Source organism: Methylobacterium oryzihabitans, from assembly GCF_004004555.2.
GTDB classification, from domain to species: Bacteria; Pseudomonadota; Alphaproteobacteria; order Rhizobiales; family Beijerinckiaceae; genus Methylobacterium; species Methylobacterium oryzihabitans.
The window spans coordinates 187,613-202,019 of record NZ_SACP01000005.1 but is presented as its reverse complement, the minus strand read 5'-3'; the positions used below and the strand labels follow the sequence as shown (position 1 = coordinate 202,019).

At 74.8% G+C, this 14,407-nt stretch carries 5 protein-coding genes; 3 read left to right on the top strand and 2 right to left on the bottom strand.

What is annotated here, in order from left to right:
• Window positions 1-172 precede the first annotated feature (172 nt).
• From EOE48_RS07720 to EOE48_RS07710, 3 genes are all read left to right on the top strand, one after another.
• Window positions 173-3,601: a YhdP family protein gene (locus tag EOE48_RS07720; RefSeq protein WP_127728205.1), complete on the top strand. Its 3,429-nt coding sequence runs from the start codon at window positions 173-175 to the stop codon at window positions 3,599-3,601.
• Window positions 3,602-3,733: 132 nt separating this feature from the next.
• Window positions 3,734-4,132: an MAPEG family protein gene (locus tag EOE48_RS07715; protein ID WP_127728204.1), complete on the top strand. Its 399-nt coding sequence runs from the start codon at window positions 3,734-3,736 to the stop codon at window positions 4,130-4,132.
• Window positions 4,133-4,272: 140 nt separating this feature from the next.
• Window positions 4,273-4,767: a CinA family protein gene (locus EOE48_RS07710; protein ID WP_127728203.1), complete on the top strand. Its 495-nt coding sequence runs from the start codon at window positions 4,273-4,275 to the stop codon at window positions 4,765-4,767.
• 90 nt (window positions 4,768-4,857) lie between these two features.
• On the opposite strand, the gene EOE48_RS07705 is transcribed toward EOE48_RS07710, so the two are convergent.
• Together EOE48_RS07705 and EOE48_RS07700 are read right to left on the bottom strand one after the other, a co-directional pair.
• Window positions 4,858-7,026, bottom strand: coding sequence for a CHASE2 domain-containing protein (locus EOE48_RS07705; RefSeq protein ID WP_425463631.1), 2,169 nt, complete (start codon window positions 7,024-7,026; stop codon window positions 4,858-4,860).
• Window positions 7,027-7,142: 116 nt separating this feature from the next.
• Window positions 7,143-14,153: a beta strand repeat-containing protein gene (locus EOE48_RS07700; protein WP_127728202.1), complete on the bottom strand. Its 7,011-nt coding sequence runs from the start codon at window positions 14,151-14,153 to the stop codon at window positions 7,143-7,145.
• Window positions 14,154-14,407: the final 254 nt, after the last annotated feature.

Sequence of the window (14,407 nt, the reverse complement as noted above, 5' to 3'; positions counted from 1 at the left end):
TGTGCGTCGGATCGTGCGGTCGGCGGGGCGGAAACGTCCCGCGCCGGCGGCGGGCGCCCACGCGCCCCGCCCCGTACAGGGAGAGGCCCGCGACCCTTAAGGAAGGGTCACCGGGTGATCGAGGCGGTAGCGGTCGCCCGCGCAGAGGCGGTGGCCGACGGCGACGAGAGGCATGGATCAGGCCACCCCACCCCGTAGCAGGATCCGTTCCGCCAGGCGCCCCTCGGCGGTCGGCCGCTGCGTGCGCGGCATGCTGGTGCTCAAGTTCGCCGTCGCCCTGCTGCTCGGCGCCGCCGGCGGCCTCGCCTATCTGCGCCTCGCCAGCGGCCCGGTCAGCTTCGCCCGCCTGGAGCCGATGGTCGCCGACGCGATCGCGGCGCGGCTCGGCCCGGGCTGGACGGTCTCGCTGACCGGCAGCGCCATCGAGATCGACCAGGACGGGGCGCTGGCCCTGCGCGCGAGCGGCCTCGACATCCGCAATCCGGAAGGCGCGCTGGTGGTGCGCGCGCCGCTCGCCCTGGTCAGCCTCGACCTGTGGTCGCTGCTCACCCTGTCGGTCCAGCCGCGCTCGGTCGAGTTCCGCGACCTCCAGTTGCGCGCCCTGCTGCACCACGACGGCTCGATCGCCTTCGCGGCGAGCCCGGACCCGGCCGAGGCGACGCCCCGCACCGTGCCGGAGGTCGATGCCGCCCGCGGCACCGTCTCGCCGGTCTCGGCGACGATGGCCTCGATCCTCGGCCTCGTCCTCGATCCGTCCGGCGTCACCGGCGCCCTCGACCGGGCCCGCCTGACCAATGCCCGCCTGACCCTCACCGACGAGGACGGCGCCGAGCGCGCGGTGTTCCAGCGCGTCGACGGCCTGTTCGTGCGCGACGCGACCCGCCCGGCGCGGGTGTTCGAGATGCGCGTCGTCGGCCCGCACGGGCCGTGGCGCTTCGGCGGCGACGTCGAGCAGGCGGCCGATGGCGGCCGGCGCGGCGTGCTGACCCTCGACGACCTGCCGGTGACCGACCTGCTGCTGCTGTCGGGCCAGTCGCGCCTGCCGCTCGCCACCGACCTGCGCGTCTCCGGGCGCGCCACGGTGGCGATGCACGCCGCCCGCCTCGACACGATGTCGCTGGCCCTGCGCACCAGCGAGGGCACCGCGCTCATCGAGGAGAAGGACTTCAACCCGGTCACGATCGAGCAGGTCTCGGTCGATGCGACATGGGACGAGGCGCGCCGGGCGCTCCAGATCGCCGCCCTCGACTATCGCGGCGGCGGCAATGCCGCCCGGCTCCAGGGCGAGTGGGTCGCCGGCCCGCCCGGAAGCGACCCGACCTGGACCGCGACGCTGAGCGGGCGCGACGCGACCCTGCGCGGGACGACGAGCGCCGACCGGCCGGTGCGGATCGCGGCGCTCGCCGCGCGCCTGACCGGCCGCGACGGCGGCGTGCAGATCGACGAGCTGACCCTCAAGGGCGACACCCTGAGCGGGCGGATCTCCGGCACGGTCGGCACCCGCTCGGACGAGGGCGGGCTGACCCTGCGGATCACCGCCGACGGCGCCGAGGGACGCGACGCCCTGCGGCTGTGGCCGGAGAACATCGCCCCGCCGATCCGCGACTACCTCGTCGACAACCTGCGCGGCGGCCACCTCGACAGCCTCGACATCCTCGTCGACATGACGATGGCCGAGTTCACCGCCGCCGCCCGCGGCGACCCGATGCCGGACCGTTCCGTGCGCATCGCCTTCGCGGTCAGCGACGGCGCGCTCCAGGTCTCGCCCGACGCGCCGCCGCTGTCGCGCGGCCGGGTCTCGGGGATCGTCACCGGCCGCAACACGACGATCCGCAACGTCGCGGCCGAGATCCAGGCCGCCGAGAACCGCGTGCTGGCGATCCAGGACGGCTCCTTCGTCATCAAGGACGCGACGCCCCAGAGCACCGTCGCGGTGATCGGGCTGCGCCTCACGGGCGGCGCCGACGCGCTGGCGGCCCTGCTGCAATCGAAGCTCTTCCGCGGCGTGACCGGGACCGACCTCGACCCGGCGGCGATCCGCGGCGCGAGCGACCTGCGCATCGACTTCCCGCTCGACCTCAAGCACCTGCCCGACCTCGCCGACCTTCCGGCGGTGATGTCGGGCACCCTGACCGACCTCGCGGTCGAGCGCGTCGCCGGCAAGGAGCGGATCGAGAACGGGCGCTTCGCGCTCGCCTACGACCGCGGCGCGTTCTCGCTCAAGGGCGAGGCGCGGCTGTCGGGCACCCCGATCGCCGTCGACCTGCACCAGCCCAAGGCCGGCGGCCCCGGCGAGGTCCTGGTCACTGCGACCCTCGACGACGCGGCGCGGACCCGCCGCGGCCTGCCCGCCGCGCCGGCGCTCGCCGGCCCGATCCCGGCCCGGATCGTGGTGCCGTTCGGCCGCCCCGGCAAGCCGGTGGTGCGGATCGAGGCCGACCTGTCGAAGGCGGCGGTCGACGGGCTCGTGCCCGGCTGGACCAAGGCCGCCGGGCGGCCCGGGCGGCTCAGCCTCGGGCTGGTGGACGGCGCCGGCGGGGTCGAGCTGCGCGACATCGCGCTGGAAGCCGGCACCGTTCAGGCCCGCGGCAGCGCCAGCCTGTCGGGGGAGGGCACCCTGGAGCGGGCCGAGTTCTCCAGCCTCAAGCTCTCGGCCGGCGACGACATGCGGGCGCAGATCGAACGGGCCGGCGGCGGCTACCGGGTCAGCGTGAAGGGCGCCAACGCCGATGCGCGGCCGTTCCTGCGCGCCATGAGCGCCCCGCCCCGCAAGGGCGGCAAAGACGCGGCGCCGAAGGAGGTCGAGGCCGATCTCAGCTTCGCGATCCTCACCGGCTTCAACGACGAGGCCCTGACCAATGCGAGCCTCAAGCTGTCGCTGCGCGGCGACGACCTGCGGCAGGCGCGGATCCAGGGCCGGCTGCGCTCGGCCGGGGTCACGGTCGACGTCGCCCGCGGCGACCGCAGCACCCCGCCGCTGCTGACCGCGACCACCAACGACGCCGGCGGAGCATTGCGCTTCCTCGACATCTACAAGCGGATGCAGGGCGGCCGGCTCGAACTGCAGATGACGATGAACGACGGCCCGCAGAGCGGCGCGGTTCAGATCCGCACCTTCACCCTGCGCAACGAGCCGGCCCTCAACCGGATCATGGCCCAGGGCGACGCGCCGGAGGACCGGACCGGCTCGGGCAGCCGCGGCGGCCCGGAGAACGACGTCGGCTTCGACCGCTTCCTCGCCAACTTCACCCGCACCGGCACCCGGATCGATTTCTCCGACGCGGCGATCTCCGGCCCGGCGATGGGCTTCACCCTCGGCGGCTGGCTCGATACCGGCCGCGACCGGGCCGACGTCGCCGGCACCTTCGTGCCGCTCTACGGGCTCAACAACGTGGTCGCCCAGGTGCCGCTGTTCGGGCCGCTCCTCGGCGGCGGCCACAACGAGGGGTTGTTCGCGATCAACTTCCGGGTCGCGGGGGCGCTCAGCGCGCCGAGCATCAGCGTCAACCCGCTCTCGGCCATCGCCCCGGGCTTCCTGCGCAAGCTGTTCGGCGCCGGTGAGCCGGACGGACGCCCGCCGCAATCGCGCCCCGTGCAATAGCCCGCGGACGACCGGAGGTCGACCCGGGATCGACGGGCTTTCGGGCCGGGCATGACGGCTGCCCGCCGCACCGGCCTCGCCGGCGTCCGGCGCCGAGCTATGTTTCCGTCCACCGCAGAGGAGGGTGTTCCCGTGGTGTTTCCCGCGACGACGGCCGTCTACGCCGCCCTGTTGACCCTGGTGTTCCTGGCCCTGTCGGGCTGGGTGATGGCGCGCCGCCTGTCGGCCAACGTCCTGCACGGCACCGGCGGCGACGACGTGCTGCTCGTGCGGATGCGCTCGCAGGCCAACTTCGCCGAGTACGTTCCGCTCGCCCTGCTGCTGGTCGGCCTGCTGGAGGCGCACGGCGCCGCCCGCGGGCTGATCCAGGGCCTGCTCGCCCTCCTGCTGGTGGCGCGGGTGCTGCACCCGGTCGGAATGGTCGCGGCGAAGAACTCGGCGCAGCAATTCGCCTGCCGCGGCGGCGGCATCCTGGTGACGATGCTGGTGATGGCGGTCGCCGCGGTGGCGCTGCTGCTGCGGCTGGTGTGATACTGATCCCCAGCCCGCGCGGCGCGTGAGCGGGGTCGATCTCCGCATCGCCTCGGCGGTTGCACGGCGATCGCCACGATCCCGCAGGGACCGCGGGGCGATCGTCCGGATCGCGCACGATCCGACAAGGGGAGCCGACGATGTCCGAACTGAAGAGACTGGCCGCCGAACTCGCCGCGCGTCTCAGGCAGCGTGGGGAGACGATCGCGGTCTCGGAATCGTCGGCCGGCGGGTTGGTCTCGGCCGCCCTGCTGGCCGAGGCCGGTGCGTCGGCCTACTTCATGGGCGGTGCCGTGGTCTACACGGCGGCGGCCCGGGACGGATTGCTGGGGATCACGCCTGCGGCCATGGACGGCCTGCGGTCCGCGTCGGAGCCCTATGCGCAGCTCCTCGCGAGCACGACGAGGCAGCGGCTCGGGTCGACATGGGGGCTGGCCGAGACGGGCGCTGCCGGCCCGTCGGGGAACCGCTACGGCGACCCGGCCGGGCACATGTGCTGTGCCGTCAGCGGGCCCCGGGACCTCGTCAGGACCGTGGAGACCGGCTCGGCCGACAGGGCCGCGAACATGGAGACCTTCGCCGCGACCGCGCTGGCGCTGGTCCTCGAAGCGGTGAGCGGGGCGGAACCGGCCTGATCGACACCGCGAGGCCCCCGGACATCCCGCGCGGCGCACCCGCCATGCCCGGCCTGCGGCAGGCCGCGTCCCGCCTGGGCGCCCCGCCGGCTACTTCGTGGTGGCGACGGTGACGCCGTTCCACCCCTCCGGCGGCGGCTCGCGCCGGAAGGCCTCGGCGCGTTCCGCGTAGAGCGCGTAGAGGCCGTCGATCCGCAGCCCCACCGCCAGCGCGCGGCAGGCCTGCGCGGCCGCCTCGGTCTCGTCCCAGTGCCGGGCCCGGTAGGCCGCGATCATCCCGGCGTGCCGGGCTGCGAGCTGCCCGAACCGCTCGGACCGCCGGAACGCCTCGTCGCCGACGAGGGTGAAGAGGGCGACGGGCTCGGTCTTGCCCTTTACCTGGAGCAGGTCGATCTCGAGCACCGGGAAGCGGTCGCGGATCGCCTGCGCGGTCGGTTCGCCCAGGACGATCTTCACCCCGTAGAACTTCGACTGCCCTTCGAGCCGCGAGGCGACGTTCACGGGGTCGCCCAGGACCGAGTAGTCGAAGCGCAGGTCGGAGCCCATGTTGCCGACCACGCAGTCTCCGGTGTTGATGCCGATGCCGACGTCGAGCGGCAGGACCGGGTGCCCGCCCGATTCCGCCTCGGTCCGGCGGGCGGCGTTCAGGGCGTCCATCCGCGCCAGCATGTCGAGGGCGGCCGCCGCCGCGTGGGCCTCGTGCTCGGCGTTGGGCAGCGGCGCGTTCCAGAACGCCATGATCGCGTCGCCCATGTACTTGTCGATCGTCCCCTTGCGGTCGAGGATGGCGTTGGTCAGCGGCGTCAGGAAGCGGTTCATCAGGGCGGTCAGCCCGGCCGGATCGGTCTTGTAGAACTCCGCGATCGTGGTGAAGCCGCGCACGTCCGAGAACATGATCGTCAGGCGCTGCTCCACGCCGCCGAGGCGCAGCGGCTCGGGCGAGAGGGCGAGCTGCTCGACGAGGTCCGGCGAGAGATAGCGGCCGAAGGCGAGGCGGATGCGCCGGCGCCCGGCCTGCTCGCGGAAGTAGTTGGTGAAGACGAGGGTGAGATAGACCAGCGAGGTCGCCAGCAGCGGGTAGGTGGCATCGAACAGGATGCCGTGCCCCGAGAACAGGTGCCAGGACGCGACGACGAACAGCGCCGCCACGACGGCGCCGAACAGCAGCAGGCCGAGGGCGCCGAGGATCGGCGCGACCAGGATGATGGCGAGCGACGCCGCCGCCGTCGCGCCGACCGCGATCAGGACCGCCTCGTTCGGCACCGTGAGGGTGGTGCCGGTCAGGAGGTTCTCCAGGAGCTGCGCGTGGACCTCGACGCCCGGCATCGCGCGGTCGAGGGGCGTGGTGCGGTTGTCGAGCAGGCCGACCGACGAGGTGCCGACGAGGACGATCCGGTCGCGGAACCGCCCCGGCGGCACCGTCCCGTTCAGGACGTCCCGGGCCGACACGTAGAGCCCCGGATCGTGCGGGCCGAAGCGCACCCAGATCTGGCCCCGCGGATCGGTCGGCACGGTGAGGTCGGGCAGGCGCAGCGACACGACGCCGGCCTCGTCGGTGCGGATCAGCAGGGTGTCGGCCCCGGTCGCCACCCGCAGGATGTCGAGCGCCAGGGTCGGCACGACGGTGCCGCCCGCCCGCAGCACCAGCGGCACCCGCCGCACCACGCCGTCCCGCTCCGGGCTGATCGTGAAGACGCCCCGCCCCGCGGCGGCGCGCTCCAGCACCGGCAGGTTGCGCACGAGGCCGGGAAAGGCGACGAGCGCCGTCTCGGGGTCGGGATGCGTTCCCACCACCGCGGTGCCGGTCTGCGGCGGCGGCCCGTCCCCCGTCCAGGCGACCGGCGTGGTCGTGGCGGTCTGCCCCAGCACGACGGGCATCCGCCCGATCGCCGCGGCGAAGACCGCGTCGCTGTCGGGCTGTGCCCGAAGGTCGGCGCGCGCCGCCTCGCTCAGGTTCGGCACGGTCCGGGCCAGGAGCGGCGGCGACAGCCGGTCGGGCTCGGAGAACACGATGTCGAAGGCGACGAGCGCCGCCCCGGCCTCCTGGAGCGCCCGGCAGATCGCGGCGAGCCGCGTGCGCGTCCACGGCCACTGGCCGAACTCCCCGAGGCTCGCCTCGTCGACGTCGACGATGGCCACCGGGCGCTCGGCCGGCGGCACCCGGGGGGCGAGCGCCTGCATCGCGTCGAAGGTCCGCAGGCGCAGGGCCTCGACCGCGGGAGGATCGGTGATCCGCACGAGCAGCAGCAGCACGAGCAGGCCGCCGGCCAGCAGCCGTCCCGGCCCGACGCGGCGGCCGATCCGGCCGATCCGGCGAAGGACGCCCCGGCCGGAGAACCGCCCGGGATCGGTGCCGCCGCTGGCCGCGAGAGGCGTCAGAACGCGTAGCGCACCGAGGCGCCGCCATGGATGGTGTCGCCGACCGGCCGCGGCCCGAGCGTGCCGAGGATGAACGCGTCGAGGGCGAGGTTGCGCTGCAAGCGGTAGCTGACCCGCGCGCCGTATTCCGCCCAGGTGAGATCCTTGATCGGGGTGGTGAACGGCATGCCGGCCACCGTGCCGCGAAGGCCGCTCCTGAGGTCGAAGCCGTGGGCGACGCCGAGGTTGATCTGCGTCTCGATCGCGCTGCCGAACAGGTGCGTGTACTGCCCGCCGAGCTTCGCGATGTTGATGACGTCGGTGCCGCCGGTGCTCGCCAGGGCGTAGGGGTTGGGGGCGAGCAAACCCTCGTTGTAGGCGCCGGCGAATTGCCAGCCGCGGCTGTACTCGACGGCCGCCGCGATCTCGTCCTGCGGCGACAGCCGGGCGACGGTGCCGACCCGGGCGAAGACCGAGGCGCCGGTGCTCGCGATCTGCCCGGTGCCCTGGCCGGTCATGGTGCCGAAGCTGTAGATCCGGCTGTAGGTCGATCTCTGGCTCGGCGCGAACAGGCCGCCGACATCCACGAACGGCCGCGCCGCGCCGAATCCGGCCGGATCGTAGCGCAGCAGGCCGGCGAAGATCGGCGCGCCGGACACCCGGACGCGGCCGCTGTCGTAGCCGGTATAGGCGAAGCCGCCGATGGCGATCAGCTCCTCGGTCAGGGCCTTCCGCCCCTGCGCGCCGACGCTGTAGGACCCGGCCATGCCGAAGCCGCTGAAGCAGTCGCCGCAACTGATCTGCTGGTTGAAGCCGGTCAGCACGCTGCCGAGGACGCGCTGGGTGACGAAGGCGCCGATGCGGTCGCGCGCCAGTCCCTGCGCCGCGGCGATCGCGCTCGTCAGGTCCGGTCCCGGCGGCGTCGGGCCGTCGGGCGCCGACTCGCCGAACTGGAGGAAGGCGGTGTTGGCGTCGTAGCCGACCGTCGGCTGGAGGCCGCGCACCGGCGCGGTGAAGGTGACGGTGCTGAACTGCCCGGTGAGCCCCGCGCCCGCCACCAGGATCGGCAGCCGCACCGGCGTCGAGTAGGTGAGGGCCGATGGGGTGATCTGCAGGATGCCCCCGGAGGCGATCGCCGCCGTGGAGGCGGTGACGAGCTGGCTCGCCGCCGTCAGCGACAGCGTCGTCGCCAGCGTCGCGCCGCCCTGGAGCACCACCGGCCCCTCGGCGGTCAGGGTGCCGGTGGGGTTGGCGGCGTTGCCGGGCGCCACGAAGCCGCCCGACTGAACCGCGACCGCACCGGTCCGCCCGGTTCCGGTGAGGCCCGCACCCGGCCCGACCGTCAGGATCGACGAGCCGGTGAACGCCCCGTCGACCTGGAGGATGCCGGCCGCGACCGCGGTGGCGCCGGTATGGGTTCCGCTGCCGGTCACCACCAGGGTGCCGAGGCCGGCCTTCTCCAGCGCGCCCGCTCCGGAGATCGGACCCGACAGCGCGACCGTGCCCGGACCGGAATCGATCGTCGCGGCGGCGGGGCCGGTGAGACGGAGGGCGTTCGCGACCGTGTAGCCGCTGCCGAGGAAGGCGAGGCGGGTGCCGGCGTCGAGGGCGATCGTCCCGGTTCCCGCGGCGCCCGGGCGGCCGAGCGCCAGGACGCCGCCCGCGACCCGGGTTCCGCCGCTGTAGGTGTTGTCCCCCACCAGCGTCAGGGTTCCGGCCCCGACCTTGGCCATGGACAGGGCGCCGCCGCCCGCCCCGTCCTGCAGGACGCTGCCGCTGCTGCCGGCACCCAGCGTCAGCGTCGCCGCCGTGCCGGAGGCGTTCTGGATCACCCCGCCCTCGCCGGTCAGGGTGCCGATGCCGAGGCCGTTGCCCGCGAGGCTCACGGTGCCGGCGTTGCTCAGGGCGGTGAGGTCGGCCAGCGGCCCCGACAGCGTGAAGCTCGCTCCAGTCAGGTTCGTCACCGGCCCGGCGATGCGGCCCTGGGCGGTCACCGTGGCGCCGTTCGTCAGCGCGCCGTCGAGGAGGCTGCCGGAACCGAGCATGAGGCTGCCGCCGGTGATCGTCGCCGCGCCGAGGAGCGTGCCGGTGCTGGTCACGGTGCCGGCGGTGCTGGTGAGGGCGCCGGCGGTGCCGCGGTTGACGAAGGTGCCGCTGTTGACGACGGGCCCCGCGATGGTGCCGTCGTTGGTGGCGGTGCCGGCATTGGTCAGGCCGCCGGCGACCGTTCCGGCGTTGGAGAAGATGCCGGGGACCAGCGTCGTGACCGACGAGGCCAGCGATCCGCCGGTCGCGAGCGCCAGCGTGCCGGCCGCGATCGTCGTCGCACCGGTATAGGTGCCGATGCCGGAGAGCGTCAGCGTGCCGTCGCCGAGCTTGCGCAGGCCGATCCCGGCATTTTGCCCGGTCAGTGCGGTGGCGATGGTCGCCGACACGCCCGTATCGACGGTGACGAAGCTCTGGCTCAGGGTCGTGAACGGATCGCCGGTGAGGGTGAGCGTGCCGCTGCCGTCGAGCCGGTAGCCGTCGACCGTGAACTGCAAGCCCTGGACGGCCTGGGCCCCGGCCACCGTCACCGTGCCGGCGCTGCCGCCGAACAGGCCGACGCCGGAGCGCCAGAGGTCGTTGATCTGCCCGCCCGGCAGGCGCGTCCAGTTGGTGCCGCCCGCGCTCCAGGTGCCGGTGCCGCCCTGGCCGCCGGCCGCGGCGCCGGTGGTGTCGGTGCCGTCCCAGAACTGCACCGACTGGTTGCCGTTGGTGAGCAGCGCGTTCACCTGGTTCGGGATATTGGTGTAGACGAGCGCCGCCGTGCCGGGGCCCGGCGTCGTGATGGCGTCGAAGGCGCCCGAGACCGTGCCGCCGACGTTGAACAATCGGTAGGCGCCCGAGACCGGCGGGACCGTGGCCGCGTTCGCCGAGACGAGGCCGAGCGTGCCGCCGAGCCGGAGGTCGCCGCTGACGACGATGAGGTCGTTGCTCGTGCCGCCGACGATGCCGGGGCTGCCGAACTCGAACAGCGAGGTCGAGCCCGGAGCGAGGGTGTAGTTGCCCGCGACCGTCAGCGTGCCCGGCGAGTTGCCGGCCGAGACGGTGCCGCCGTTGACCGCGACCGAGCCCGCGATGGTGCCGGACCCCAGCAGAGTGCCGCCGGCCCCGACGGTGACGACCGCGCGGTTGCCGGCGGTGTCGCCGAAGGTGCCGTTGATCGCGAGGGTGCCGGCGGTCACGGTGGCGGTGCCGGTGAACTGGGCCCCCGGGCCGTTGCTGCCGGTGAGCGCCGTCAGGCCCGGGCCCGACTGGTTCAGGGTGCCCGAGCCCGAAATGATGCCGGCGATCTCCACCCGGTCCGAGCGGTCGAGCGTCAGGGTGCCGTTGGCCAGGACGTTGCCGGCGATCGCGCCGGTGGTGCCGCCGTCCCCGAGTTGCAGGGTGGCGCCCGCATTCACCGTGGTGCCCCCGCCGTAGCTGCCGGTTCCGGTCAGGACGACGCGGCCGGTGCCGCCCACGGTGAGCCCGCCGGAGCCGGCGACGATGCCGGTGAGGGTGAGGCTGCCGCCGGCCTCGGGCGCCAGCGTGCCTCCCGCCGCGCCGAGCGTCAGCGTGCGCCCGGTGGTGAAGGTCGCGCCAGTGGCGAGGGTGCCGCCGCCGAAGCTCAAGGCTCCCGTCGCCGCGCCGAGGCTGGCGTCGCTGGCGGCGAGGAGCGTGCCGCCGTTGAACGCGGTGCCGCCCGAATAGGTGTTGGCGCCGGTCAGGGTCAGGGTTCCGGCTCCGACCTTGGCCACGGATAGGGCGCCGCCGCCCGCCCCGTCCTGCAGGACGCTCCCGCCGCTGCTGCCGGAGCCCAGCGTCAGCGTCGCCGCCGTGCCGGAGGCGTTCTGGATCACCCCGCCCTCGCCGGTCAGGGTGCCGACGGCAAGCCCGTTGCCCGCGAGGCTCACGGTGCCGGCGTTGCTTAAGGCGGTGAGGTCGGCCAGCGGCCCCGACAGCGTGAAGTTCGCTCCAGTCAGGTTCGTCACCGGGCCGGCGATGCGACCCTGGGCCGTCACCGTGGCGCCGTTCGTCAGCGCGCCGTCGAGGAGGCTGCCGGAACCGAGCACGAGGCTGCCGCCGGTGATCGTCGCCGCGCCGGTGAACGTGCCGGTGTTGGTCACGCTGCCGGCGGTGCTGGTGAGGGCGCCGGCGGTGCCGCGGTTGACGAAGGTGCCGCTGTTGACGACGGGCCCCGCGATGGTGCCGTCGTTGGTGGCGGTGCCGGCATTGGTCAGGCCGCCGGCGACCGTTCCGGCGTTGGAGAAGATGCCGGGGACCAGCGTCGTGACCGACGAGGCCAGCGATCCGCCGGTCGCGAGCGCCAGCGTGCCGGCCGCGATCGTCGTCGCACCGGTATAGCTGCTGGCGCCGGTCAGGGTCTGGCTGCCGCCGGCGAGCGTCAGGCCGCCGGTGCCGGTGATGGGGCCGGAGAACCTGCCGGAGGCGTCCGTCAGGGTCAGGCGGTTGGCGCCGAGCGCCACGGTGCCGGTCCCGCCCGCGGCGTCGTCGGCGAGGCTGCGGATGGCGAGGCCGCCATCGGTGAGGCCGGCGATGTCGAAGGTGGCGCCGCCGGCCAGGGTGAGGCCGCTCGACGCGGCGAGGGTGCCCGAGCCGGCGAGCGCCAGCGTGCCGGCGGCGATCGTCGTCGCGCCGCTGTAGGTGTTGGCGCCTGTCAGCGTCAGGGGTCCGGCCCCGACCTTGGCCACCGACAGGGCGCCGCCGCCCACGCCGTCCTGCAGCACGCTCCCGCTGCTGCCGGCTCCCAGCGTCAGCGTCGCCGCCGTGCCGGAGGCGTTCTGGATCACCCCGCCCTCGCCGGTCAGGGTGCCGATGCCGAGGCCGTTGCCCGCGAGGCTCACGGTGCCGGCGTTGCTCAGGGCGGTGAGGTCGGCCAGCGGCCCCGACAGCGTGAAGCTCGCCCCGGCGAGGTTCGTCACCGGGCCGGCGATGCGACCCTGGGCCGTCACCGTGGCGCCGTTCGTCAGCGCGCCGTCGAGGAGGCTGCCGGAACCGAGCACGAGGCTGCCGCCGGTGATCGTCGCCGCGCCGGTGAACGTGCCGGTGCTGGTCACGCTGCCGGCGGTGCTGGTGAGCGCGCCGGCGGTGCCGCGGTTGACGAAGGTGCCGCTGTTGACGACGGGCCCCGCGATGGTGCCGTCGTTGGTCGCGGAACTGGCATTGGTGAGGCTGCCGGCGACCGTTCCGGCGTTGGAGAAGCGGCCGCCGACCAGCGTCGTGACCGACGAGGCCAGCGAGCCGCCGGCCGCCAGCGTCAGCGTGCCGAAATCGACCGTCGTCTCGCCGGTATAGGTGTTGGCCCCCGACAGCGTCAGGCGGCCGCCCCCCGTCACCGTCAGCCCGCCCGTGCCGACGAAGGGCCCGCCCGCGGTCATCGGCGAGCGGGAACGCGTGTCGATCGTCCCGCCGGCCGCCCCCAGGGTGACGGTGCGATTGGTCGAGAGGGGGGCGGTGATCTGGAGCGTACCGCCGTCCAGCAGGATCCCGCCCGACGACGCGCCGAGGCTGCCATCCGCCCCGATCGCGAGCGTCCCGCCGAGCACTTGCCAGGGGGTCGCCGCCGCGGTCGTTCCGGTGAGGGTCCAGACCCCGGCATCGACCTTCTGGAACACGCCGAAATTCTGGTATTGCGTCCCGATCGCGGCGGCGGAGAAGTTGCCGTCTCTCGCGCCGCTGAGGACGAGGCGGTCGTTGGCGCTGAAGGCGGCGACCGTCCCGTCGATCTGCGAGGTGCCGGTCAGCGTGAGGCTGTTGAGCCCGCCGGTGAAGCTGATGGCGCGACCGGTCCCCGGGCCGGCCGGGCCGGTGGCGCCGTCCCCGACGGCGATGGTGCCGGAATTGACGATGGCGAGATCGGCGCCGACGATGGCCGTCCCACCCGGGCCCGAACCCGCGGCGCCGGTGCTGCCGCGCTGAAACCCGCCGCCGCCGCTGATCGTCCCGGCATTGATGAGGGTGCCGCCGGAGGGCGCGAACACGCCGATCCCGCCGGCGCCGCCGGCGGTCGTGCTCGCCCCTCCGTTGCCGCCCGAGATGCTGGCCAACGGTGCGTTGGTGAGGCGGGTCGTCCCGTCCAGCACGAGACCGGTGCCGCCGGTGCCGCCGCTGCCGGCAACGCCCGACGGACCGGACGCCCCCGACGCGCCGGCCGCGCCGAAGGCCCCACCCGCGCCGCCGACGCCGCCGACGATGAGCCGGGAATTGGTGAAGTCGGGGGCGGCGACCTGCGCCCCGATGCCGCCCGCGCCGCCCTGGCCGCCGTTCCCGCTCCGGCTGAGCGTGCCGAAGCCCGACAGGCCGCCGTCGCCGCCCTGTCCGCCGCTGCCGCCCCGAACGGTCCCGGCATTGCTCAGGCCGGTCCCGCCGCCGATCCGCAGACCCGTCCCGCCGGTGCCGCCAGTCCCGCCCGCGCCGCCGGAGGCCTCGGGCGGGCCGTCGAAACCGCTCTCGCCGCCGCCGTTGGCGGCGCCGCCCGTCCCGCCGGTGCCGCCCGCACCACCGGACAGCGTGCCGGTATTGCGGAAGCTCGCCACGCCGGCGACGTCCACGCCGGCCCCGCCCCGGCCGCCGGCCCCGCCGGTCCCCCCGGTTCCGCCGGTGGCGACCGTCGCCCCCGAGGGGCCTGTGATCTCGACGAAGCCGGGGACACCGACCGCACCGGCACCGCCGGTCCCGCCCCGGATGGTGCCGGCATTGGCCACGCTCGCGCCGGTCGCCCCGGACAGCCCGGCGCCGCCGTCGCCGGACGCACCCGGGGTCGTGCGCGGAGCCTGGCGGAAGAAGCCGAGCGTCCCGCCGACGCCGCCGGCCCCGCCGGTGACCGTGCTGGCCGCCAGGTTGGTGAAGAGGTTCGTGTTGGACAGGACGACGCCGGCCCCGCCGGAGCCGCCATCCGCCCGCGCCGTGCCGCCGCCGGCTCCGCCGGTGCCGCCCAGGATCGCTCCGGCATTGGTGAAGGTGCCGAACCCGGGGTTGAACAATCCGATGCCGCCGACCCCGCCGCCGCCGGCCGCCTGCCCGTCGCCGCCCGCGCCGCCGGCCCCGCCCTGGATGCGGCCGCCGGACCGGTTGAAGCCCGGCTGCGTGGCGATCCCCCCCTCGCCGCCGGCCCCGCCGCCGCCGCCGCCCTGGAAGCTCTCGGGCCGCGCGGTGTCGTAGTTGATCGCCCGCCCGCCCCGGCCGCCGTCGCCGCCGGTCAGCGTGCCCGCATTGTCGATCGGCAGGGGGGCGTTGG